Raw genomic sequence first — 24935 nt, forward strand, 5'->3', positions numbered from 1 at the left:
ACTTGATTCCTTCGCCCGACTTCAGCGGGCGTGCTTGTGCCCGTAAATCCATTTTCCTTCTGCCCTTTCTTGTTTTTCTTTTCCATACAAGTGTCAAGAACTTTCGCTGCGTATGAACCGCTACTTATCTACGCCTAATGCGGACATCCCCCCTTGTTTTTCGTTATGATAGACAGGCGTTCGAGCATTTTCGACTCACATCCAATTAGACGTGGCACCCCGAAAATATGTTCACGTTCCGCGCAAAAAAACAGCCCTTTTCTCCAACTTTTTTTGAAGCTGGACAATAGGGCCGATTCGCTTGAAGCTCGGTGGAGACTCTTCTCACTTACAGACTCCCTTTTCGCTCCTTTAGGACGTTATCCCATTCGCTCAGGACGACAGCTGTAATCATTCACACAATACATCGGCAGTATTCGATCGTCCCGTTTTTCAAACATGCTTTACGAGGCTGCTCCGATCTCCAAAGACCTCAGCATATCGAAAGAAATCGTCGTGCCCAAGCTAATAAAGCTATAGCTCACGCCTTTACGACGTTATCCCCATCACTCAGGAAAGGGATGCTATAGTCAATATCTTCCGCATCCGAGCATAGGTACATTTAACGCATGAAATGTCGAAATTCCTTTCACCAAAGAGCAGGGCATCACTAGCGAGACTTCCGGCGATATCCCCTTCGCTCAGAGATGAGGGTAAGTACACATTGCCATGAGTTTCTTATGCGACCGCCTGACGTTGCGCGAAGCGCTCCGGTACTGCGCTGCGATGGAACAGACCTCTTGGATGCGTAAAGGGGGGACGAAGAATCAGCGATCGATAGGTGATCGTGGCAGTGCCCGCGCACTGAACCATTAATCGCGTAAACAGGGATTGATCCGAAGCGGCGGCATTGAAACGATAGCAGAACTCATCCAAGTACGCCTGGAGATGCTTGGGGCCAATTCCGCGAAAAGTATAACCTAGCCAGCGAAGCGCTTGGTAAAAAGTTCGATAGAGAGAAACGCAGTGCCGCCCCTTGGATGGACGTGGCGTTACAAATACCTCTTCGGCATCCGAATCCACATGCTGCACCGCGAACAATGCCCCCGCAGCGAGATCGGGATACCGCCGTTTGCACAATGAGCGATCCACCTGTCGCATTATAAGTTGTATGGGCTCGTGGGCTTCATTCAACGAAGCGCCTGCCAGAATCGGTTGATCCTTAGGGTGGGAGACCGAACTGCTCCAATATGGAGAACCGGTATAAATGCCATCTTGAATATGGACCAGGCCGGACAGCAGCAGCTCTCCGTTGGCTTGCATCATGGCATGCCTCAACTTGTGGTTGATCAGCCAAGCCGTCTTATAGGTAACCCCGATTCGTTCCATGAGGTCCGTCGCGGAAATGCCAACCGATACCCATCTCATAGCCGCAAACCATTTGCGAAGAGGCGTACGGGTCCCTTCCAATATCGTACCTGCGATCAGCGAAGTTTGCCGCCTGCAAAGACGGCATTCGAACAAAGGATGCCGGCGCGTCCGTATGAGATAATAATCCGCAGACGTACAAGACGGGCAGCGAAATCCCTCCGGCCATCTAGCCTTGAAAAGCGCATACTGGCAGTCCTCTTCCGTGTGGATATCAGCGAAACATTGCTCCACCGCCATCGCATTCACCCCACAAATAGGAACATTTGTTCTCATTTCATTATAGCAAACATTTGTTCCTATTTCCATCCTTTTTCACTGCTGACCAAAGTTTTTTTTCATTATTTGGGTTTTCCTGATAGAGCAATTACCTTCTTGAAATCCCCTCCCTTGAACCATGACGATTTCGAGATGTAGGCCAGGCTTTGGGTTTACTGCAACTTCTTCCTGAGTGAACGGGATATCGTCGTAAAGGCACTGTATTAAACCATCACCTGATCGAAGGGGATACCGTCATAAAGGCAGCTGGATTAAGCCATCCCTGAGCGAATGGGATAACGTCGAAAAGACATATCGAATAACCTGTGTCCTGAGCAAAGGGGATATTGCCGTAAAGACATCTCGTTCAAAGTCGCGTCCTGAACGAAGGGGATTTCGTCGTAAAGCCGAAAAAATGCCCCCTCCCTACGTATTAGAATCATGACCCGGGGGAAGTCTTCAGCATTTCTATCCCACAAAAAAAAGACTCCCCGAGGCAGGGGAGCCGAGTGTCGTTCTATCAGGTTGAGAGAGTGAAAAGCACTTCGTGTACGCTTAGCTTCGAGCCCAGCATGACGCTCGCAGGCTGACCGCCTTGAGGGGCGGTTCCGCCGGAATGGGCGCCGTGGCCACCGGGTGAGGCAGAACTGGCGGCGTGCTCGCCGCCGGTTGCATAATGACCGCCGGTTGCGGAGGATCCGGCCGAGTGCTGGCCGCCGGACGCGGCGGACGGACGAGCGTGCGCTTGCTTGAAAGCGTCGCTGTTCACCCAGGCGTCGAACGCCTCGCGGGACTCCCAGGTCGTGCACACTTTAAGCTCATCGTACCCTTCTTCCTCGGACTTCAGCAGCTCCATTCGGACGAAGCCGGGGGCTTGATGAACGCCTTTCGGATTTTTGAACCGCTCCGCCACCGCATCCGCGTGACCCGATTGAATTTTTATCGTGTTCGTCGCTACAATCATGCCCTTCGCCTCCTTGATTGTCTTCTCTTACTGATTAAACAATTTCTCCTGAAAGTTCGCAAGGCTCTCGTATTCATCTTCCATCTTGCGGGCGATGCGAACGAAAATGGGAAGCAGCTCGCGATAAACGGCGGCGGCTTCGGGCTCGGGCGCATGTTCGTGCGTCGTTCCCACCATGCGGGACACCGCGGAGAGGGAATCGGCTTTGCCGAAAGCGTAAAGGCCAAGAACGGCCGCGCCAAGACAGGAGCTTTCAATGCTCTCCGGGACGACCACGTTCTGATTGAAAATATCGGCCATCATTTGCCGCCAGAGAGGGGAGCGGGCAAAGCCGCCCGTCGCCTTGATCGTTTTGGGGATGCCGATCGTCTCCTGCATGGCAAGCAGCACCGTGTATAAATTGTAGATGACGCCTTCAAGAACCGAGCGAATCATGTGTTCCTTACGATGATGGAGGGTGAGCCCGAAAAAGGAGCCTCTCGCATCGGGATTCCAAAGCGGCGCTCGTTCGCCCGTCAGATAGGGATGAAACAGCAGCCCTTCCGAACCGGGACGCACTCGCTCCGCAATCCTCGTCAGCACGTCATAGGCGCTGATTCCGAGCCGCTTGGCGGTCTCCACCTCGGGCGCTGCGAACTCGTCCCTCACCCAGCGGAAAATGACGCCGCCATTGTTCACCGGCCCTCCAATCACCCAGTGGCGCTCCGTCAGCGCGTAGCAGAAATAACGACCTTTGGGATCGGTGACCGGCTTATCGATGACGGTCCGGATCGCCCCGCTTGTGCCGATTGTGACGGCCACGATGCCGGGATCGATGGCGTCGACGCCCAGGTTCGACAGGACGCCATCGCTCGCGCCGACGACGAATGGCGTGGAAGGTGCAAGTCCCATTTCCTCGGCGTAGGCCGCGTTTAACCCGGTTAGCTTGTGCGTCGTCGGGACGAGCTCGGATAACTTATCCGGCGTAAGACCCGCCAGGCCCAGCGCTTCCTCGTCCCACTGGAGCGTATTCAGATTCAACAATCCGGTGCAGGAAGCGATCGAATGATCGACGACAAACTTCCCGAACAGCTTGGCGAGCACGTACTCTTTGATGGAAACGAACTTGGCCGCCTTGCGACATATTTCCGGCTCTTCATCCTTCAGCCACATGAGCTTGGTCAGTGGAGACATCGGATGAATCGGCGTGCCCGTACGCGAGTAAACGGATTGGCCAACGGTTCCTTTGCGTAGCCGTTTGGCGATGTCGGCGCTTCGGTTGTCCGCCCAGGTGAGGCTGTGCATGAGCGGCCGCCCGTCCGCATCCACGGGAATGACGCTATGCATCGCCGAGCTGCAGGAGACGAACAGAATGCGCTGCGCAGGCACCTCGCGCTCACGGACCACTTGCTTCACCGCCGAGCCGACCGCCGCGAATATCTCCTCGGGATCCTGCTCGGCGATAGACGGCGTGGGCGTGTATAGCGGATACTCTACGTTGGCGACGGCCGCGACGGCGCCGGACTCCTCGAAAAGAACGGCCTTCGTGCTGGTCGTGCCGATATCGATGGCAACCATGTAGTCCATGGCCTGCGACACCTGCCTTTCTTTTAGACGAACATGCTTGCAATCAAGATAAAGACGAGACCGATGACGGACAACAGCGTTTCCATGACCGTCCAGGTCTTCAGCGTCTGCGGGACGGTCATGTTGAAAAACTCTTTGACCATCCAGAAGCCGGCGTCGTTGACATGAGACAGCACGAGCGATCCTGCGCCCGTCGCAAGCACGACGAGTTCCACGTTGGCGCCCGCCGTCTGCGCGAGCACCGGAGCGACGATGCCTGCGGACGTCGTCATCGCGACGGTCGCCGAACCGGTGGCTACCCGGATGAGCGCTGCGACGAACCAGGCGAAGAGAATGATGTTCACATGGGCGCTGGTCGCGACGTCGGCGATCGCATGCCCGACGCCGCTGTCGATGAGCACTTGCTTGAACGCGCCACCGCCACCGATAATGAGCACGATGGTCGCGATCGGGGCGAGACATTCGGTCGTGAACCGGCTCAGCTCATCTTTCGTGAAGCCTCTGGCGTAGCCGAGCGAGAACAGCGCAAAGACGACGGAGATGAGCAGCGCGATAATCTCATGGCCGATAAACTCGGCGAAATGTGTGAATCCGCTGGTCGCCTTCGGATCCGCGATCGTCGCGATCGAACCGATCAACATCAGGATAACAGGCAGCAGGATCGTAAACAACGTGATGCCGAAGCCCGGCAGCTTGCGCGACTCCTTCGCCGCGAATTGCTCCACCAATTCGGCGGACGGTTCGACCGCGATGCGTTTGCCGATCCACTTGCCGAACAGCGGCCCCCCGATGATCGCGGTCGGCAGCCCGATCACGAGCGACCAGAGGATCGTCTTGCCGAGATTGGCCTGGTAAGCATCGATGGCGATCATCGGCGCCGGATGCGGCGGTACGAGGCCGTGCACGGTCGACAGACCGGCCAGGATCGGAATGCCGATTTGCAGCAGCGGCATCTTCGTCTTGCGCGCCACGATAAAGACGATCGGGATGAGCAGGATGACGCCGACTTCGAAAAAGACCGGAATGCCGACCAAAAAGCCGACGACCATCATCGCCCAATGCACGCGTTTCTCGCCGAACCGGTCGATCAACGTCGTGGCGATCCGCTCGGCGCCGCCGGATTCGGCCATCATTTTGCCCAGCATCGTCCCGAGCCCGATGACGATCGCGATCGTACCAAGCGTCCCCCCGAGCCCTTTGGTTATGGAAGTTACCGTATCCGCCGGCTCCATGCCGGCCAGCAGCCCGAGCAGGATGCTTGCCAAAAGCAGCGTTACGAACGGATTCCATTTGAATTTCGAAATCATGACGATCAGAAAAGCGATCGCGATGACCGTCCACACCAACAGGGTAGCCGTATGGCTTAATCCAAAAATCGTGCTCATGATGTTCCTCCTGTTGGAAAACCTTCTCAACTGCGGCAGCCATAGTGTGGCCAACCGCTGTCGATGTTAACATTGTATACTTGTCGACAAGTTAAAACCGAAACAAGAGACGGAAGTCCCGAATGTCCCGCTTGTCCTGCTCGCCCGGGCAGTCCGGCATCGGCTACCCCCGTTCCCCCTCGGGCAAGCTGTTGCGCAGCGTCACGTACGAATCCGCGAAATATTCGCGGACGCCTTCGCGAATTTTCGCGGGATCGTTCGATTTCAGAACGGTCGCGATCGCCCGATGCTTGTCGACGACGGCGGCCACTTTGGCTTCGCCTTGGGCAAACACCTCGCCCGTCGTCAGGAGCATGACGGTCATGACGAGCTGGCGGATATGCCGCCAAAGCTGCATCACGCGATCGTGGCCGGCCGCGGCGATGATCGCTTCATGAAACGAAAAGTCTTCGAAAGAGAAGGCAACGATGTCCCGGTGCTTGCCGGCCAGCTCCATCCGATCGATCGTCTGCTCCAGCACCCGGATGAGCGCACCGGTCTCCTTGCCGGCCATCCGTTCCTGCACGAAGCTCTCGATCATAAACCGTACGTCGTACAGCTCTTGAATTTCGGCCTCGCCGAGGCCGACGACGACCGCGCCCATCCGTTCCAGACGGAGCAGCCCTTCGCCCGACAGCGTTTTCAAAGCTTCTCTGACCGGAGACCGGCTCGTTCCGAAATCGGCTGCGATCCGATTTTCCGACAGCTTGTCCCCGTGCTGAAGCCGGCCGTCCACAATGGCTAGCCTCAACTCGCACGCAATCGTCTCTCCAAGACTCTCGCCCTTGAGCCATTCGGCAGGGAAATGTGTCATCGTCACCGCTTTCGCCTCTTTCGCTTCTCATTCGGTATACTTGTCGACAACCTTCTCGTACTATACACCTGCGAGCGCATTCTGTCTACCGCGACAAGAAGCGGTCCGGCCCGCCGGGCCACTAGATCAGCCCGTCGTTCCGAACCGCTGCCGGTAACCGCACTTTTTGCACAGCTCCTCGACGACCTCCCGGCGGGAAAATCCGTCGTACATCCGCTTCGCCCGCTCCCCTTCGATGATTTCGGAGAACGGCTGCTTGTGGATATTGCCCAGATTGATGACGCCTTCGCCGTCCAGGCAACAAGGGATGACCGTACCGTCCGAGAGCACGCCGGCCTGATTGCGCAGCCCGTGGCAAAAGCCTTTCGACAAGTCCTCGTCCGCCTTCAGATCCGGCCACTTGAATTCGTGATCATGGTTCAAGTAGATACGGTCGGCCAGCTTCAATCCACTGCCGCGCGCGAACGTGTCCTCGATCCGCTGCTCCAGGCCGAATTCCGCTTCCAGCAGGACCAAAATGTCGCGGTTGCGGTTCCGCTCCAGATTCGTCGAATTATCCTCGTCCAGGTTCCACAGACGCAGGGAGATGATGACGTCGCTCTGGCGGACGGCTTCGCGCGCGAAGTCGAGGACGCTGCGGACATAGCCTTCCTTGTCCTTGGAGCCTGAATGCCCGTCGAAGCTGTGCAACGAGAAATTGATCTGTCGCAGCGCAGGCTTGCCGAGCAGCTTCGGTCCCGCCTTGTGAAGCAGCGTCCCGTTGGTCGTCAGATGGACCTTGAAGCCCATCTCCGCGCTCACATCCAGCAGCTGATCGAGCTTCGGATGCAGCAAGGGCTCCCCTTTGACATGAAGATAGATATGGTCGGTAAAGGGCTTCACCTGTTCCAGCGTATGGCGAAAGTCTTCCAGCTTGATAAACGTGGCCTTCCGCTCCGTCGGCGGACAGAAGCTGCAGGCCAGGTTGCACACGCTCGTAATTTCCACGTAAAACTTTTTGAACCTTTTCAACGGTAACGCTCCATTTCTTCTTCGCTTCCGGCCGAAGGCCGTGCGGGAATCAGAGACTAGATCCGGGTGTCCGGTTCTGGCGCCGCCTGCGCTGCTGCTCGATCATGAACAAAATGACCACCGCCAGGCAGAAGGCGACGTAGCTGCCGACAAACATGCGGATATCGGTATTCGGGAGGACGATCGAGGAACTGATGATACCGAACAGCCAAATATGCGACAGATTGCCGACCAGCGAAGAGACGACATAAGCGGAAGACTTGATCGACGAAATGGAAGCCATAAACGTGATGACATTGTTCGGCATGATCGGGATCGTGCGCAGAAAAATGATCGACCAAACCCCGTAATTCATAAAATACTTCTGCCACTTCTCGTAGCGCGCCGCGTTCTTCGACATTTTGCGATTGAACCAGTCGGCGAACAGATACCGGCAGCAATAGTAAACGACAATCGACGCGATGATGCCGATCAGCCAGCTTGTAATGAGGCCGTTCACGAGACCGAGGGCGGACACCTGCAGCAGAATCAGCGTCGAAAACGGAAAAAAGCCGAAAAAGCCCTGAATGATCGCAAGCGGAATCGTGAGCAGCAGCAAATAAAACCCTTCGAGCTTTGTCGTCTCGAGCAACCAGTCGATCGCGTGATTAATCCAGTTCCCCACGGGGCGTTCACTCCATCCCGAGCCAACCGTACGATGGTAATCGTCGATCCATGTGAACTTACCTTACCACGAAGAGGTCCTCCGTTGCAAAGAGAAAGCGCTGTTAGGATTTACTGTCAAAAAAGACATGCCGTGCGCGTATCCCTTCGGGACCTAGCGCGAGAACGCCGAACGAGTAGCGGGCTTGCCTGCGTTTGTCGGTCGGAGAGCCGGGATTGAACAGCAGGATGCCCCCCACCTTCTTCAGCAACGGAATATGCGAATGGCCGAACACGACGACGTCTACCTTCGTCCCTCGAAACGCTTCGACCGCTCTCGTCTCCGTGCGGCCTCGGCCGCCGTCGCCGTGACCGTGCACGAGGCCGATGGCGATGCCGCCGTAACGCACCACCTTTCGATGGCCGAATCGCCGCGCGATCGCCGGTCCGTCATTGTTGCCGGCGACGCCTTCGACGGGCGCGAACGCCGACAGTTCGTCGGCGACGGCGGGATCGGTCCAATCGCCCGCGTGCAAGATGCCGTCCGCCGTACGAAGCGCTTCGACGAGACGCGGCGGCAGCGCCTTCGCCATTTTGGGCATATGCGTATCCGAAATGACGACGAGCTTCATCTCCCGCCTCCGTTACTTGAATTTGCGCCAGTCCATGGCGCTGTTGTCGAGCAGATGTTCGAAGTCGTTTTCCAAACGCTTCTGTTCGGCTTTGCGTGCCGCTTCTTCGCGCGTCCGGCGCGCTTCGGCTTCCTGATGCGCGGTTTCTTTGAGCGCTTCGGCGTGCGCTTTGAGCTTGCTTAGCGTGTCGCCGTCGAGCAGATCCTTGAGCGTCGCCGGCTTGTCTTCCTTGGGTGCGGCGGCCGGCGCGCGGGAGATCGTCTTTTTCTTCGCCATGATGTTTCACCTCGACCCCATTATAGCCGAACGTAGGCATATCCGACCAATTGACGAGAAAGAGATTGTGCAAGATCCCGGTCCGGCATATAATGGTCAAACAAACGTTCGCATCGCATCGGAGGACCGCATCATGAAAGGATCGACCCATCTGGCGATCGGCGCCGTCATCGGCGCCGCTGCCGCCTGCTATTATCCGTTCGAATGGAAGCATGCCGCTTATTACGTCACCGTCGCTGGATTTTCGGCGCTCAGTCCGGACCTCGACGGCACCAATCTGCTCAGCGCCAAGCTGGGTAAGCTGTCCCGGCTGCTGCGGCATTCGGCGCTCGGCTTGAGCGCGCTTGCCATGGCCGTCTCCGCCTACCTGCTCTTCGCGGGCAAACAGCTGAATCCGACGCTCATCCTGACGGCCGTCCCCGTCTTTCTCCTCATGCTCGTCGCGAGCAACGGCGCGATTCGCAACGCGCTCGTCAGCCTGTGCGGCGCCGGGCTGTTGTACGCCGGCATCCGGTACCAGCACGACTGGCTCGTCGGCTTCGGCGTCTATGTCGCCTGGGCGCCTTGGCTGGCGCATCGAGGCTTGACGCATACGATCTGGGCCGCCGCAGCTTGGGCGTGGATCGGCTATGGGCTGGAGCAGTACCTGAACATCCCGGGCATCGCCCTGACGGCAATCGCCGGCTACCTGTCCCACCTCGTCGCAGACACGCTTACGCCGAGCGGCGTCAAGTGGCTGTACCCGCTGTACGGCAGATCGATCAAGCTGCGCGTCTTTTGATCCGTCAGGGCAGCCACCAGTTCCATCGGCCGAACAGCTTCATCAAGGCAGGCACGAGCAGCATTCGGACGATCGTTGCGTCGATCGACACCGCAGCTGCGATGCCGATGCCGAGCTGCCGCACCCCCGTCACGTCGCCGAACGCAAACGGCAGCGTTACGGCTAGCAGAATCGCCGCGGCGGCCGTGATGACAGGCCCCGTCTGGGCCAGCCCCTCCCGCACCGCCCGTTCGTTGTCTCCCGTTTGCACGTAACGCTCGCGGATCCGGGCGAACAGAAAGACGCCGTAGTCCATGCTGATGCCGAACGTGAGACCGAAAACGAACACCGGGATCATGACGGCGATCGCCGAATCGCCCGAGCCCAGGCGGTCCGCATCGAACAGCCAAGCCGTCGCGCCGTAAGCGGCGGCGATGCTGGCGAAATTCATCAGGACCGCCTTGAGCGGCACGAGGAGCGACCGGAAACGCCAAACGAGGACGGCCAAATTGGCGATCCCGATAAACGGCAGCGCCTTGCGCAGTCCTCTCCCGGTCTCCTCCAGCACCTCGCGTTCGTACGGTGCCTCGCCGCCCGCGTAGAGCCGCAAGCCGCCGACTTCGGCGGCCAGCGAGCGCACGCCTTCCCGCGCTTCCCTCGAACCCGGTTCCCCTTCGATCAAAACTGAGATCATTAATAGATTACCTCTTTCAGCCCATCCCTCCGTCGTCGGCGAACCGGGCGATGCTTTGCCGAGAGGCTGCTTGATATCCCACTCCGTCAGACGTCCAGCCGATAACGGAACGCCGCGCAGCTCCGCGTCCACGCGAAGAACACGAGGATTGGCCGCAAGCAGGCGAACGGCTTGTTCCGCATCCGCCCAGTCCGCCGGACCGAACGCCGCTCCGCGGCTTTCCGCCAACATCCAAACCGGCGTCGCGTTCGGCATCCCGAACTCGGCGGCCATCTCCTCGGCCGCCTGCCGGGAGGGCGTCCCTGCCGGCAAAGAAGCTGCGTCCGGAATCGCCAGCTTCATTCCGAACGCCGGGACGATGCACGCGGCGAGCAGCGCGGAAGCCGTCAGCGCGACGGCGATCGGCCGTCGCATGATGCGGTCGACGAAGCGTTGCCAGCCGCCTTGAGCCGCGTCCTTAATGGCGGGCGGTCGATAGCGGTCGCCTAGGAGTCCCAGCAGCGCAGGGACGAGCGTTAACGCTGCCAGCACCGCCAAAGCGACGGCGACTGCCGCTCCTAACGCGACGGAGCGGAAAATCGGCATGCGGATGCTCAGGATGCCGATCAGGCCGAAGAGCATGCAGAGCCCGGAAACGACAATCGCCGATCCCGCCGATGCGATCGTCCGCTCCAGCGCGGCCGCGATCGGGCGGCCGTGCCGTTCGTGGCGGTATCGGCTGGCAAGCAGCAGGCCGAAGTCGATGCTGAGGGCGAGACCGACCATCGGCAACACGTCGATGACGAAGACGGACAGCGTCATCGCCCGTCCGGCGAGCGCCATGATTCCCATCGCGCCGACAACCGACGCCAACCCCGCGGCGATCGGGATCATCGCCGGCACCAAACCTCCCAGCGCGAGCCAAAGGACCAGCAGCGCAATCGGCAGGCCGATCCGCTCCGCCTGGCGCAAATCCGATCGGCTGGCCGCATTCACGTCGGCCTGGATCGCGTCCGTGCCGGTTGCGCGAACCGAGAGCCCCTCGGTCTCGGCGTCGGAGAGCAGCGCTTGCAGCTGCCGAATGTCCGACGTCCGGTCCGCGTTCGGATCCTCGAACGCCAGCGTCGCATAAGCGTATCGGTCCCGCTGCATTTCGGGCCGGCCGATCGGCGAAGCGATCGCCCCGAATCCTCCCGCTTGCTCCACCTGGCGGAGCACCTCGCGGATGAAGGCGTCGAACCGGTCGCGCGACACGTGCTCGTCCCGTTCGAACAAGAGCGCAACGGGCCGCTCCGGGACGCCGAAGCGCTCCGCCAGCACCCGCATTACCGCCTCGTGATCGCCGGGCGGCGTAAGGCCGGGCTCGCGGGCTTCGCCGGGCAGCCGAACGGCGAAGCCGCCGCAGACGGCGACGAAGACGAGCCAGCCGGCGATGACCAGCCGGGCGTGGCGCAGCGCCAGGCGCGCCAGCAGCCGGCTCATCGAGGCGGCGGCGCTTCGCCGACTCGCGTCGCGTGGAACAGCTGCGCCGCGATACCGGGGGCGAGGGCGCCCGCGCGGAGCAGAGCGGCGGCTAGGCGCGGCTGCAAGAGCGCCGCCTGAAGCAGTCCGCCCCGGCGCGCGGGCGCGCGGAACTCCCGGCGCAGCGCCCGCGCGTACGCATCGCGCCAGCCGTCCAGGGAGACGGCGCCGCGCAGGTACGCGTCCGCGAGCGGCGCACACAGACGCACCGAGCGCAGCGCCATCGCCATGCCGTCCCCGCACAGCGGCGGCACGACGATCGCCGCATCGCCGATATGCGGGACGGCGCCCCAGGCGACGGGATCGCGCGACGGCCGTATCGGCGCGGCGCTGCTGTCGGAGCCGGTTACCGGACGGCCGCCCGCGAGTCGGTCGGCCAGGGGCGGATGGCGCGCGGCGACCGCCTCCAGCCACTCACTCCCGCGCAGCGCCCCGGACCGCCCGAGACGCGCGTCCAGAACGGCCGCGACGTTCGTCCGGCCGCCCTCGACCGGTGCGACGCCGGCATAGCCGCCGTCGAACAGATACAGCTCTACCGCATCCGTGAGAGGGACGCCTTCGAGCTGCGTTTTGCGCCCGATCCGTCCGGGTGCGCGGCCGCGGACCGAGACGCTCCCTTCTCTGCCGTCCTGGCGGAGAGACGCCGGCCTTCCCGGCGCTCTCTGCCTTCCCCATGCGCCGAACGCAGCGCGCGCAAGAAGCGACGCCGGGCCGTCTTCGCCGTCCGTTTCAACCGCCCAGCCGCCTTCCGGCAGCGGCCTGATCTCCCGGACAGTCACGCCCGCCCGGATGTCCGCGCCTTTCGCGGCGGCGTCTTCGCGAAGCGCTTCGTCCAGCGCGAAACGGCTGATGCCTTGCGCCGGCGAACGCAGCGAGAACGACAGCTCCGCGCCGCCGGACGCGAGGAGGCGCACCCGGGTGATCGGAACCGCGCCGAGCCGCTCGGCCAGCCCCTCGCATCCCAGCCAAGCGAGGCTGTCCGCGGACTCGGGCGAGAGGAATTCGCCGCAGGCTTTGTGCTGCGGCAGCCGCCCCCGATCCAGCAGCAGCGTCCGCCAGCCCTGTCCGGCCAACGCCGCCGCCATGCCGCTCCCGGCAATCCCGGCGCCGACGACGATCGCGTCGTAGTCCTTCGCACGGTCCGTCATGCGCTTCCTCTCCGTTCGTCGACTTGGCGACTTTCCCCGATGCTGCCAATACTTTCGTCCCGACTCTCGCTCCGGCGGATCGTCACCGCGTACCGGAATAGCGGACGCCAGGCATAGCGGAGCTGCCACTCCGCGCCGGTCGGCAGCGCGCCGAGCGCCTGCCACTCCGCGCCGCGAAAGCCTTTGGCGACGGACAGCGGGCCGTCGTGCCGGATATAGCGGTTGCGCGAAATCAACCGCGTCGCGAGCCACACCGCCAACCAGGCGATCCAATGGCGGTGGATGTCGTTCACGACGACGCCGACGCGCGCCGCGCGCAGCATCGCCTCGATCGCCCGAGCGGTATCTCCTCCGTCGAAATGGTGCAGCACCTGCGTCGCAGTCACGACGTCGGCCGTGCCCGCCGGCAGGGCGAACAAGTCGCCCCGCCGCACTTCGACGCTCGGCTCCCGCGCAAAGTAGCGCCTGGCCTCCTCGCAAGCCTCCGCCGTTTCGTCGAGCAGCACGATCCTCAGCTCCACCCCGCGCCGCCGCGCCCAGCGCAGCAGCCGCCGGTTCACGTCGCCCGAGCCCGCCCCGACGTCCAGCAGCGTCCAACGCGCGGGCTTTCCAGCCTCCCGCCACAGTCGTTCCATGCCGTAGAGGGTCGGACCTGACGCACCGAATAGCCGGTTGAGCCGCCGGAGATGCCGCAGCGCCTCCCGAAGTTCAGGTCCGCCGGCCGCGCGGTCGTCCATCAGCTCGGGCGCCGTCTCCCGCTCGCGCAGGCGGTCAAGCATGCGCGCTCGGCGCGGCCAGGACGCCGTCCTCCAGGCGGGCGGTTCGAGGCACATACGCGATCGGCATCAGCTCGGCGCAGACGCCGGGACCGAAGGCGACCGCCATTCCTTCCCGGCGGCCCGCCCCATCCGCGTCCAGCCGGTGACGAAGCTCCTGCAGGACAAACATGATCGTCGCCGACGACAGGTTGCCGTACCGGCGCAGCACTTCGCGGCTCGCCCGCGTCTGCTCGTCCGTCAAGCCGCATGCCTGCTGCAGCGCGTCCACGATCCCGCGGCCGCCCGGGTGGATGGCCCATAGCGCGCCATCCCGCATCGCGTCGCCGTAGTTTTCGCGAAGGATCGGGGGAACCGCTTGCCCGATCAAGGCGGGGATTCGCGGGGACAAAATCAGGTCGAAACCGCGGTCTCCGACCGTCCACACCATTTCGCCATGGCTGTCGGGCAGCAGCACAGCGTTCCCCTCCCCGAGCGCGAACAGCGCCCGCGTCCCCTCGCCCGCACGGCCGACGACGCAAGCCGAGGCGCCGTCGCCGAAGAAGGCGGTCGCATACAACGCTTCCCGCTCGGCGGAATGCTGGATATGCAGCGTGCACAGCTCGACGCTGACGACCAGGAGCACGGCGCTTGGATCGCCCTGCGACAGTTCGCGCGCCAGCCGGATGCCGCTCAGCCCGGCGGCGCAGCCGAGAAACGTCAGCGGGACGCGCTTCACGTCGCTGCGCAAGCCGAGCTGCTGCGCGAGCGCGACGTCGAGGCCGGGCAAAAACATCCCGGTGCAGCTGACCGCAATCAGATGCGTCACTTCCGCCGGCGCGACGTCCGCGTCCTGGAGCGCCTCGGCGGCCGCCTTCCACGCGAGCGGCACCGATTCCGCCCGGTAGTGCGCCATCCGCTCCGAGGTCGCCGGCGCTTCTTCTCCTCCGCCCCCGACATAGCGGCACAAACCGGCCGCTTCCAGCAGATTCGGCTCGCATGTATAACGCGTCTCCACGCCGGACTGCTTGAAAATCCGGCGCGCCCATCGAGCCGCGTCAGGACGGTCTGCCAGAGCATCGCCCAGGCGCCGGACGACGTCCTCCTGCTCCAGTCGATGTGGGGGCAGTGCCGTGCCGATGCCCCGGATCGCCACTTCCGCATCCGCTAATTTCATATTCGGCTCTCCTTTCGCTCTCTTCAGCGGCCTTCGCGCGCGAAGGCCTTCTATCCAAGCTATGTGGCTTGGCCACCGCATATGAGGGCGGATTGCGCAGAACGGCTGATCGTCTGAGCGAATGGGATATTGTTACATGCGCCTACAGCAACAGCCTTACCTGAGCAGGCGGGATAACGCAACATGCACCTACCACACCATCTCCCTGAACGAAAGGATAGCGTTACGCACACCTACAACTCCAACTTCTACCTGAGCGAAAGGGATATCGCCCGAGCTTCTCCCAGCACCACTCCCACCTGAGCGAAAGGGATAACGTCCGAGCTTCTCCCGACACCACTCCCTCCTGAGCGAAAGGGATAACGTCCGAGCATCGCCCAGAACCACCCCCGCCTGAGCCAAAGGGATAACGACCGAGCTAACCCCAACACCACCCCCTCCTGAGCGAAAGGGATGTCGTCCGAGCTTCTCCCAACACCACCACCTGAGCGAAAGGGATATCGTCCGAGCTTCTCGCGACACCATCCCACGCAACGCCAAAAAGCCCGGCCCCGCAAGGAAACTCCTCGCGAAGCCGGGCTTTATCCCCGAACCTAGTCGCTAACGCCGCGGCAAAAGGCGGACATACCGATCCGATAACGTCATCAGCTGCATGATATAGTCGTAGTCCTGTTTGTACGGCGTCAGATCGGCGACTGGCTGGTGCGTCTTGAGCGACACGGCGGTGCCGTCCTCAAACCCTTTGCCCGGCACGAACAGCACGTCGTCGTTGAAGAACGAACCGGTCGGCAAATAGTAGCGGCTGCCGACGACATTGCGGTCGATATTGAGCAGGTCGTGCCCGAATGCCGTAAACGCGGGCTCGCCGTCCTGCAGCGGCACCCCGATCAGATTGGCGAGCGTCGGCATCATGTCGACCTGGCCGCCGGTCTGTTCGATGCGCTTGCCCTTCTCCAAACCCGGCACATGTACGAGGAACGGGATGTTGAACCGCGTAATCCGCGGGTCGTAGTCGATGTTGAGCGTTTCTTTGATGACGGCCGGATCGATCGCATCCGGCTGGAGGCCGTAATGGTCTCCGTAGACGACGATTACCGTGTCGTCCCAAATCCCGTCCGCCTTGAGCCGGTCGATCAGCGTGCCGATCGCGTAATCGGTGTAGTTGATCGCGGTCAAGTAGTCGCCGAACTGCGTATCGCGAATGGACGCGGGCACCTCCATGCGCTTGCGGTCCTCGGGCACCTTGAACGGAAAGTGGCTCGAGGCGGTGACGAACTGCGCATAAAACGGAGTCTTCGCGGCGGCGAGCTCGGACAGCTTCTCCGCGCCGACGCGGTACAGCTCTTCGTCCGAGGCGCCGAAATCGTTGAAATGGTCGTTTTCGAACGCAAGCTTGTCGTAATAGCGGTCGAAACCGATCGCCGGATACAGCTGGCTCCGGTCCCAGAACGTCACGTCGTTGACGTGAAAGGTAACCGCCTGATAGCCCTGCGCTTCGAGCAGCCGCGGCAGGCTTGGCAGCGCGCGGTCGCCGTAGCCGGTCGACATGGCGATCTTGCCGGTCGGATAGATCGAGGTGTTCGACATGAACTCCGCGTCGGAGGTGTTGCCTTGGCCGATCTGCTGGTAGACGTTCGGAAAATAAAAGCCGTCGTCGGCGAGCTTGTTCAAGTTAGGCGTAAGCGCCTGCCCGTCCAGCGTCAGATGCAGGGGAAAATTCTGAAACGCCTCCAGCTGCAGCACGATGACGTTTTTGCCGGCCGCCATTCCGAAATAGGCAGGCTTATCGCTTTTGGCTGCTTGGGAGCGATAAGGGTAGGCCGCCATGAGCGTCGCTGCTTCTTGCTCCGCGTCCGCCAGGGTGCCGCCTTTGGTCGCATTCTGGCGAGCTTTGAGAGCGGACACGACTTGATAGTTCAAAAAGCCTTCCTGCTCGGCGGCGACGAGCTCGTTGTCGATTGGCATGCCGTGGCGGATGTAGCCGGCCGATATCCCGAGACCGAGTACGACGACGAGTGCCGCGACCGATCGGCGGACGGGCGGGCGCGCCGGACGATCGACGGGGTTGACGAGAAACGCGCGGCGCAGGCGAAGGACGACGGCCGCCGCCGCTATCGCCGCCAGGTCGAAGAAGTATGCGTAATAGCGCCAGTCTAAGGTCGACTGCACGCTCGACTTGATCTTCGGCACCTGATTGAGCTCGAGCAGCGCCGTATACGTCGGCACCGAGCTGAAGTGCGCGAAGTAGAGCGTCGACGAGAACAGGATCAGCGAGACGATCAGGTTCAGCGTCCAATAGACGGCCGGGCGCCACCGGAGCGGCGCGGCAAGCTCGACGAGGCAGAGCAGGACAAGCACGGCCGCAGCATCTGCGACGAGCCGGGTCCACGCGATCTCCTGGAAAAAGAAGTGGCGGAGCAGCATCATCTTCAGCAGAAGCAGCGCCGCATACCCGTACAGGTACGGCACCCTGCGATGCAGCGCTGGTTTATAGAAAAGCGGACCTCCGCCGGTGCGTATCGGTTCGATGTCGATCCCCACTTTCGTAAAACGTCTGTAAAGTCTGTTAAATACATGTTGTCCAGTATACACGATCCTTGAAACAAGTTCACCCCGCCGCCGTCCGGGTCACGGGATGGCGTCCGCGCCGAAAAGGGCTTCCGCAGCGGCGCCGAGACGCCAACAGCGAAAGCCCTGATGCGGGTATAGCTAGGAAACCGGTTCAGCCGGACGTCGATACCCGCGCGGCCTAGTCGAACGAAAAGACGGTCTCGCAGGGCTGTGTCTTGGGGTCAGGCGAGCTCCCGTTCGTCCAGTACATAGGCCAGCAGCAGCGCCGCCGTGCCCAGCACCGCGTCGGCATGAGTCCGTTCCATGCCGTGGGAGGCGTGAACGCCGGGACCGACGAGGGCGGCCCGGATGTTGCTGCCGCCGCGCAGCGCCGCGGAGGCGTCCGACCCGTAGAACGGATAAATGTCGACCGCGTGCGGGATCTCCTCGCGCTTCGCCAGCTCGATCAGCCGGGTCGTCATGGCGTAATCATAAGGCCCGGAAGAGTCCTTGGCACAGATCGAGACATCCCGCTCCGTCGCGGACAGATCGTCGCCCAGCGCCCCCATGTCGACTGCGATGAGTTCGGTGATGTCCGGCGGGATATAGGAGGCGCCGTGACCGACTTCTTCGTAGGTCGAGATGACCAGCTTCACGTTGCGTTTCGGGGTGCGTCCCTCCCGTTTCAGCCATTCGAGCAGGCCGAACAGCGCCGCTACGCTGGCCTTGTCGTCCAGGTGGCGGGACTTGATCCAGCCGTTTGGCAACAGGCGCGTACGCGGATCCCACGAGATAAAGTCTCCTACTGCGATGCCGAGCGCTTCGGCATCCGCCTTCGAGCGGACGTCCTCGTCCAAACGGATCTCCATGTTCTCTTCATCGCGCTTCCATTCACGGGCGTCCGGATAGACGTGAACGGATGGCTTGGTCGACAGCACCGTCCCTTCGTACGTGCGGCCGTCGCGCGTGTGAACGAGGCAGTATTCCCCTTCGACGGTCTGCATCGCATAGCCGCCGATCGGCGTCATCCGGATCGTGCCGGACGACTTGATCGCACGGACCATCGCGCCCAGCGTGTCGACGTGCGCCGACAAGCCCAGCGTCCCGCCGTCCGGGGAAACGCCCGGAAGGGTGACGATGACGTTGCCTTTGGGCGTCGTCTCGCATGCGTACCCCAGTCGGGCGGCTTCTTCGCGCACGAGCTCCGACGCCTTCATGCAAAAGCCGCTCGGGCTCGGCGTGCCGAGCAACCGTTCCAGGAAGCGGAGAATGTAGTCTCGGTTCAGTTGGGGCCGTATCGGTTCGTTCATCTTGGCCAGATGCTCCTTCGTTGAAAAATGTCGGATCGTTCAGGACCCGCGGAACGACTTGCGGTGAAACGCGCCGATGTGGCGGAACAGCGCCTCTCCGTCCCGCGGCAAGTTCGGCGCCTGGCCGATTGGCAGGTACATCGCCCGGTAAGGTTCGGGCACCCATATATACTGATGCACGTAGGAGGTGGCGATGAAGCCGCAGCGTTCCCAAAATCGGATGCGGCGCTCGTTGGCGGGTGATGCTTCGCTTTCCGCTTCGAGGATGAGCCCCTCCAGGCCCGTCGACTCCGCCCAGTCCCGGATCGCGTCGACAAACGCGGTGCCGATCCCCCGACCTCGCATTTCCGGCAAAACCGCCAAATAATCGATCAACAGGGCATTCGCTTGCCGGATGACGCCGGTGATCGCCATCGCCGCGACCCGGCCGTCGACCTCGCCGATCTGGAGCAGGCTGAGCCCGCGGGCGAACATCCCCTCGACGATCCCGTCCGGCTTTCCGTCGGGAAACGCCTGGCGATAGAGCCGCCGGGCCGCCGGCCAAACGCGCTCGTCCAACCGATCGTACGTTTCGAACCGCATGCCGCTTCCTCCCGCCAGCCCCGCGAAAAACAAAAACGAAGCTTTAACAGCTCCGCGGGGCGCTTCTCCCCTCATCGTAGCTCACCGGCATCCAAAAGTCTACTTGCATCCCCGCCAAGCAAAGACGGCGGCGGATGAGCGGGCCGATTTGAAATGTGCGAAATTTATGCACAGATATGCCCTATCGTCGAAGAACCTGCCGTTTTCTCGTCCGCAGGCGGCCTAAGCCGATTTGAGCGGTCACGCTTCCTTTGCTATTGTAGGTAAGAATAGATACCGATGTCCCGCGAAGAGGTGATCTCATGAGACTTAGCCTATTGGACCAATCCCAGATCGCCGAAGGCCGCACCGCCGCGGACGCGCTCAGCGAGACGACGCGTCTCGCGCAAGCCGCCGACCGGTTGGGCTATCATCGCTTCTGGGTGGCGGAGCACCATGCTTCGATGGCACTCGCGTCCTCCAGCCCCGAAGTGCTGATCGCGCATCTGGCCGCGAATACGCAGCGCATCCGAGTCGGCTCCGGCGGCATTATGCTCCCGCACTACAGCGCGTACAAGGTCGCCGAGAACTTTCGCGTGCTCGAAGCGCTGAACCCCGGCCGGATCGACGTCGGCCTCGGTCGCGCGCCCGGCGGCATGCCGATCTCGACGCGCGCCCTCCAGGAGGGCAAGATTTCGCATATCGACAACTATCCCCAGCAGGTGGCCGATCTGATCGGCTATCTGAACGACGCGCTACCGTCCGGCCACCGCTTTGCCGGGCTGACGGCCTCGCCGGTCATCCCGACCGTGCCCGAGTTGTGGCTGCTCGGCTCCAGCTTCGGCAGCGCCGTCATCGCCGCCGAGATCGGCGCTTCATACGCCTATGCGCAGTTTTTCGGCGTGCCCGACAGCGAAGTGTCCGTCCGTCACTACAAGGAGCGCTTCCAGCCTTCCGCGCTGAACGACGCGCCCAACCTGCTGGCGGCCGTCTACGTCGTTTGCGCCGAGACTGAGGCCGAGGCCAAGCGGCTTGCGTCAAGCACCGAGCTGTTTTTCCTATCGCTCGAAAACGGGCGTCTGCTCGATCGCTTCCCTTCGGTCGAGACGGCGGAATCCTACCCCTACACCGACTACGACTTGGCGCGCCTGCAAGCCGGCAGCCATCGCCGCATCGTCGGAACGCCCGAGCAGGTGAAGGCCAAGCTCGGCGAAATGGCCGAGCGCCTCGGCATCGACGAATTCATGATCGTTACCGTGACGCATGACTTCGAGGCGCGGCTTCGCTCTTACGAGCTGATCGCCGAAGCTTTCGGACTGAAGGGATAAGCCCCCAAGTCCTCCCAACTTTTCGCGCCCATTCGCAACGCAAAACGCCGCCCGGCTACAAACGTAGCTGGGCGGCGTTTTTTTGCGGTGTAGAACGGTCATTATTGCTTGTTGAACGCGTCCGTCAACACCGGCACGATTTGCGACTTGCGGGAGACGACGCCTTTGAGGACGGCTTTGTTGCCTTCCAGCTTCACGCCGTATGCTTGCTCGACGATCGCAGCGGACTTGCCGAGGGCGACGCCGACGGAGTCGTTGTTCAGAATGTCCGTCACGACGAACAGGAACAGGTCGAGCCCTTTGCTCGCGATGATGCCGTTCAGCTTGTCTTCGAGCTCCGCCTGGCGGGAGAGCACGTCGTTCACGTCGACGGCGTTCACTTGGGCGATTTCGACTTTGGCGCTGCCCATCGAAAATTCCTTCGCGTCCAGCGAGACGAGCTCGTCGATTGACTTGTCGATCAGGTTCGCGCCGGCTTTCAGCATGTCCAGGCCGTACGTATCGGCATTAACGCCCGCGATTTCGGCCAGCTCGCGCGCGGCTGCGACGTCTTCCGGCGTGCAGGTCGGCGACTTGAACAGCAGGGAATCGGAGATGATGGCGGACAGCATTAGGCCGGCGATGTCCTTGCCGATCTCGACGCCGTTTTCTTTGTACAATTTCTTCAGAATCGTCGCCGTGCAGCCGACCGGCTCTGCGCGGTAATACAGCGGGCCGCTCGTCTCGAAGTTCGCGATCCGATGGTGGTCGATGACTTCGACAACGCGGACTTGATCGATGTCGCTCGCGCTTTGCTGACGCTCGTTATGGTCGACGAGAATGACTTCCTTTACTTCGTTCGTGACCGTCTCCACGAGGCGGGGAGCGGCGGTCTTGAACGTATCGAGCGCGAATTGGGTTTCGGCGCTTACGTTGCCGAGGCGGACGGCTTCGACGTCTTGGCCGAGCTTCGTCTTCAGGTCGGCGTAGGCGATGGCGGAACAGATCGTGTCGGTGTCGGGATTTTTATGCCCGAAGATCAATACTTTTCCCATCTTCATACTCCTTATTAGATATTGGCGTACAAATTATACCTTACCTTGAATCGGACAAGCAAGACAAATGCCGCGTCGCGTCGTATTTCCGAAGTTCCCTATTCTCGATTCGATGCCCGTTGTCGGTTAACGGATGCTTGGTTCCTTCGCAAACCATTGCGTATGGTAGACGCCCGGCTTGTCGGTGCGCTCGTATGTGTGCGCGCCGAAGTAATCCCGCTGCGCCTGCAGCAGATTGGCCGGCAGCCGCTCCGAGCGGTAGCTGTCGTAGTAGGCGATTGCCGCGGAGAAGGCCGGGGCTGGGACGCCTTGGGAGACGGCGGCCGCTACGACTTGGCGCAGCGACGCTTGGTAGCGGTCCAGCACGTCTTTAAAATAGGGGTCGAGCAGCAGATTGTCCAGAGCGCTGTCGCGATCGTACGCGTCCTTGATGTTCTGCAGGAAGCGCGCCCGAATGATGCAGCCCCCGCGGAAAATCATGGCGATGCCCCCGTAGTTCAAATTCCAGTCGTACGCGTCGGACGCGGCCTTCATCTGCGCGAAGCCCTGCGCGTACGAGATGATCTTGCTCGCGTACAGCGCCTGGCGGATCGCTTCGGCGAACGCCGCGCGATCGCCGGCGAACGGCGTTCGGGCCGGGCCCGGCAGCACGCGGCTCGCGCGCGTCCGCTCGTCCTTCATGGCGGACAGGAAACGGGCGAACACGGACTCGGTGATGACCGACAGCGGCATGCCGAGGTCGAGGGCGTTTTGGCTCGTCCACTTGCCCGTTCCTTTCTGCCCGGCCTTGTCGAGGATGACATCCACGAGCGGCAACCCCGTATCCGGATCGGCCTTTGTAAAGATGTCGGCCGTAATCTCCATGAGATAGCTGTCGAGCTCGCCGCGGTTCCACTCGGCGAACGTCTCGTGCAGCTCCGCGGCGTCCATCCCGAGCACCTGCTTCAGCAAATCGTACGCTTCGCCGATCAACTGCATATCGCCGTACTCGATCCCGTTGTGGACCATCTTCACGTAGTGACCGGCCCCCTGCGGACCGATATAGGTGCAGCAGGAATCCTCTCCTACCTTCGCCGAGATGGCTTCCAGGACGGGCCGGACGAGCGCATAGGCTTCCGGCTGGCCGCCCGGCATGATCGCCGGTCCGTTCAGCGCGCCTTCTTCGCCGCCGGAGACGCCCGCGCCGATAAACAGAATACCGTCCGCCTCGAGCGACGCGCTGCGGCGCGCCGTATCCTCGAAATAGGCGTTGCCGCCGTCGATGATCAGATCGCCAGGCGTAAGAAGCGGACGCAGCTGCTCGATCGTCGCGTCCGTCGCCTTCCCCGCCTGAACCATGATCAGGATTCGGCGAGGCGTCTCCAGCGCGTCTACGAATTCCTGCAAGCTGTAAGCGCCGCGGATCCGCCTACCTTCCGTTTCCTTCAGCATCGTTTCCGTTTTTTCGGGCGACCGGTTGTAGACCGCGACGTCATACCCCCGACTTTCGATGTTGAGCGCCAAGTTTTTCCCCATGACCGCCAGTCCGATCACGCCGATTTGCGATCGCTTCATCCGATTGCAACTTCCTTTCGCGTCTTTTCTGTTCCTTGCTCCCCTGCAACTGCCGGTTCTAAAGCGCGGCCATGATCATTCTCGACCCAGGCAAAGCCCTGTTCCGCCAGCAAACGATCGGCCGCCGGCGGCCCGAGCGAACCGGCCGGATAGTCGTGAAGCGGTACGAGACCTTCCTCAATCGCGTCCAGGATCGGCTGCATCCATTTCCACGACAGCTCGATTTCGTCCCAATGGGCGAAGAACGTCGCGTCTCCGCGCAGCGCGTCGTAGAGCAGCAGCTCGTAAGCTTCCGGCACCTCCGCGGCGTCGCTCGCAAAGTGCAGCTGCACCGGTTGGATCTCCCCGTTAAGGCCATGCAAATTCAACTGAAAGTCCACGCTCTGATCCGGCTGGATGTGGACGATCAAATAGTTGCGCGCCGGCTGATCGGACGTATGGCGCTCCATCGGGTCCTTAAAGACGACAACGATGCGGGTCGACTTTTCGCTCAGCCGTTTGCCCGTCCGGATGTAGAACGGCACGCCGCGCCAGATCGGATCGTCGAGCGTCAGACGCGCGGCCGCATACGTTTCCGTGACCGATTGCGGATCGACGCCCGGCTCCTCCCGATACCCGGCCATCTCCCGGCCATCCAGCCGACCGGAGACATATTGGCCCAGCACGACGTGATGCGCCGCTTCCTCTTTGGCGACCGGGTACGCGGAGTCGATGATTTTGCGCTTGTCGTACACCTCCGAATGCCGCGCCGTCATCATCAGCAATTGGAGCATATGATTTTGGAACATGTCGCGCAGCGCGCCCGCTTTGTCATAATAGCCGGCCCGCTCCTCGACGCCGACCGTCTCGCTGGCGGTGATTTGGACGTTGGCGACGTAATGGTTGTTCAGCACGGCTTTCAAGACGGGGTTCGACGCGATGAGCGCCTGCAAATTCTGCACCATCGGCTTGCCGAGGTAATGGTCGATGTAGAAAATGTCCTCGGGCGGGAATGCTTGGCTGAGCGCTTCGTTTAAGCTGCGTGCGGAAGCAAGGTCGCGGCCGAACGGCTTTTCGATGATGAGCCGCGCCCCTCCCGCCGCATCGCCGAGGCCGCTCTCCCGGATGTGCAGCGCGATCGGCCCGAAATGCTCCGGCGCGACGGAGAGATAGAACAGCCTGTTGCCCGGCAATCCGAGTTCCGCCTCTCTCCGCTCTACCGCTATCTTCAATCGGAGATAGCTCTTCGGATCGTACGCGTCCATCGTCAAATATTGGATGCTGGCCGTAAAATCGGCGATTGCGGATGCATTTTGTCCGCCTTTCCTCGAAAAGCGGCCAAGCGACTCGGCGATGTGCAAACGGAACAGGTCGTCGTTAAACGGCTTGCGCCCGAGCGCAAACACCGCGAATCGATCGGGCAGCTTGCCCTCGAGATAGAGATTGTACAAAGCCGGGAAGATCTTGCGCTTCGCCAGATCGCCCGTGGCGCCAAACAGTACGAATGCGGATGCCTGCATGATGACTCCTCCGTTCCGCCGATTCTGGATTCTCGATAGCTACTAACTGTAATCAAAACAATAACACTTTT

21 protein-coding genes are annotated in these 24935 nt (G+C 61.5%); 2 read left to right on the forward strand and 19 right to left on the reverse strand.

Annotated elements, in window-relative coordinates:
* Positions 1-717 precede the first annotated feature (717 nt).
* The 9 genes from LKX83_RS01305 to LKX83_RS01345 form a co-directional block, all read right to left on the reverse strand.
* Positions 718-1716 carry a transposase gene (locus LKX83_RS01305; protein WP_227880088.1) on the reverse strand — a complete coding sequence of 333 codons (999 nt, stop codon included), beginning with the start codon at positions 1714-1716 and terminating at the stop codon, positions 718-720.
* 469 nt (positions 1717-2185) lie between these two features.
* Positions 2186-2629, reverse strand: coding sequence for an antibiotic biosynthesis monooxygenase (locus tag LKX83_RS01310; protein WP_227880089.1), 444 nt, complete (start codon positions 2627-2629; stop codon positions 2186-2188).
* A gap of 27 nt (positions 2630-2656) precedes the next feature.
* Positions 2657-4195: a gluconokinase gene (gene gntK, locus LKX83_RS01315; RefSeq protein WP_227880090.1), complete on the reverse strand. Its 1539-nt coding sequence runs from the start codon at positions 4193-4195 to the stop codon at positions 2657-2659.
* Between the two features lie 23 nt (positions 4196-4218).
* A complete protein-coding gene (locus LKX83_RS01320) occupies positions 4219-5580 on the reverse strand; it encodes a GntP family permease (protein ID WP_227880091.1) in 1362 nt (453 codons plus the stop codon).
* A gap of 163 nt (positions 5581-5743) precedes the next feature.
* Positions 5744-6433 (reverse strand): GntR family transcriptional regulator, encoded by a 690-nt coding sequence (locus tag LKX83_RS01325; RefSeq protein ID WP_227880356.1) that lies wholly within the window; start codon positions 6431-6433, stop codon positions 5744-5746.
* Positions 6434-6559: 126 nt separating this feature from the next.
* Positions 6560-7444 (reverse strand): radical SAM/SPASM domain-containing protein, encoded by an 885-nt coding sequence (locus tag LKX83_RS01330; protein WP_227880093.1) that lies wholly within the window; start codon positions 7442-7444, stop codon positions 6560-6562.
* Positions 7445-7493: 49 nt separating this feature from the next.
* Complete coding sequence (locus LKX83_RS01335; RefSeq protein ID WP_227880095.1) at positions 7494-8108, reverse strand: VTT domain-containing protein; 615 nt, start codon at positions 8106-8108, stop codon at positions 7494-7496.
* A gap of 103 nt (positions 8109-8211) precedes the next feature.
* The gene (locus tag LKX83_RS01340; RefSeq protein ID WP_227880097.1) at positions 8212-8718 is read right to left on the reverse strand and encodes a metallophosphoesterase family protein; all 507 of its coding nucleotides are present in this window, start codon (positions 8716-8718) and stop codon (positions 8212-8214) included.
* A gap of 12 nt (positions 8719-8730) precedes the next feature.
* Positions 8731-8994, reverse strand: a complete 264-nt coding sequence (locus LKX83_RS01345) for a YqkE family protein (RefSeq protein WP_227880098.1) — start codon at positions 8992-8994, stop codon at positions 8731-8733.
* Positions 8995-9127: 133 nt separating this feature from the next.
* On the opposite strand from LKX83_RS01345, the gene LKX83_RS01350 reads away from it, so the two are divergent.
* Positions 9128-9775 (forward strand): metal-dependent hydrolase, encoded by a 648-nt coding sequence (locus tag LKX83_RS01350; protein ID WP_227880100.1) that lies wholly within the window; start codon positions 9128-9130, stop codon positions 9773-9775.
* Between the two features lie 4 nt (positions 9776-9779).
* Here LKX83_RS01350 and LKX83_RS01355 read toward each other — a convergent pair whose 3' ends face one another.
* From LKX83_RS01355 to LKX83_RS01385, 7 genes are all read right to left on the reverse strand, one after another.
* Positions 9780-11909, reverse strand: coding sequence for an MMPL family transporter (locus tag LKX83_RS01355; protein WP_227880102.1), 2130 nt, complete (start codon positions 11907-11909; stop codon positions 9780-9782).
* Positions 11906-13096 (reverse strand): FAD-dependent monooxygenase, encoded by a 1191-nt coding sequence (locus tag LKX83_RS01360; protein WP_227880105.1) that lies wholly within the window; start codon positions 13094-13096, stop codon positions 11906-11908. The genes LKX83_RS01355 and LKX83_RS01360 overlap by 4 nt, the downstream gene beginning before the upstream one ends.
* Positions 13093-13875, reverse strand: coding sequence for a methyltransferase domain-containing protein (locus tag LKX83_RS01365; RefSeq protein WP_227880109.1), 783 nt, complete (start codon positions 13873-13875; stop codon positions 13093-13095). The genes LKX83_RS01360 and LKX83_RS01365 overlap by 4 nt, the downstream gene beginning before the upstream one ends.
* Positions 13868-15028, reverse strand: a complete 1161-nt coding sequence (locus LKX83_RS01370) for a type III polyketide synthase (protein WP_227880111.1) — start codon at positions 15026-15028, stop codon at positions 13868-13870. Before LKX83_RS01370 ends, LKX83_RS01365 begins: the two co-directional genes overlap by 8 nt.
* Before the next feature lie 600 nt (positions 15029-15628).
* Positions 15629-17569, reverse strand: coding sequence for an LTA synthase family protein (locus tag LKX83_RS01375; protein ID WP_370638996.1), 1941 nt, complete (start codon positions 17567-17569; stop codon positions 15629-15631).
* A gap of 251 nt (positions 17570-17820) precedes the next feature.
* Positions 17821-18888, reverse strand: a complete 1068-nt coding sequence (locus LKX83_RS01380; RefSeq protein ID WP_227880113.1) for a M42 family metallopeptidase — start codon at positions 18886-18888, stop codon at positions 17821-17823.
* Positions 18889-18927: 39 nt separating this feature from the next.
* Complete coding sequence (locus tag LKX83_RS01385; RefSeq protein WP_227880115.1) at positions 18928-19470, reverse strand: GNAT family N-acetyltransferase; 543 nt, start codon at positions 19468-19470, stop codon at positions 18928-18930.
* Between the two features lie 302 nt (positions 19471-19772).
* On the opposite strand from LKX83_RS01385, the gene LKX83_RS01390 reads away from it, so the two are divergent.
* Positions 19773-20777, forward strand: a complete 1005-nt coding sequence (locus tag LKX83_RS01390) for an LLM class flavin-dependent oxidoreductase (RefSeq protein ID WP_227880117.1) — start codon at positions 19773-19775, stop codon at positions 20775-20777.
* Positions 20778-20878: 101 nt separating this feature from the next.
* On the opposite strand, the gene LKX83_RS01395 is transcribed toward LKX83_RS01390, so the two are convergent.
* The 3 genes from LKX83_RS01395 to zwf all read right to left on the reverse strand — a co-directional run bounded on the left by LKX83_RS01395 (position 20879) and on the right by zwf (position 24864).
* Positions 20879-21811, reverse strand: coding sequence for a manganese-dependent inorganic pyrophosphatase (locus LKX83_RS01395; RefSeq protein WP_227880119.1), 933 nt, complete (start codon positions 21809-21811; stop codon positions 20879-20881).
* 126 nt (positions 21812-21937) lie between these two features.
* Positions 21938-23365 carry an NADP-dependent phosphogluconate dehydrogenase gene (gndA, locus tag LKX83_RS01400; RefSeq protein WP_227880121.1) on the reverse strand — a complete coding sequence of 476 codons (1428 nt, stop codon included), beginning with the start codon at positions 23363-23365 and terminating at the stop codon, positions 21938-21940.
* Positions 23362-24864 carry a glucose-6-phosphate dehydrogenase gene (gene zwf, locus LKX83_RS01405; RefSeq protein ID WP_227880123.1) on the reverse strand — a complete coding sequence of 501 codons (1503 nt, stop codon included), beginning with the start codon at positions 24862-24864 and terminating at the stop codon, positions 23362-23364. Before zwf ends, gndA begins: the two co-directional genes overlap by 4 nt.
* Positions 24865-24935: the final 71 nt, after the last annotated feature.

Origin of the sequence: Cohnella baijiui, from assembly GCF_020731285.1 — a bacterium.
GTDB lineage: Bacteria > Bacillota > Bacilli > Paenibacillales > Paenibacillaceae > Cohnella.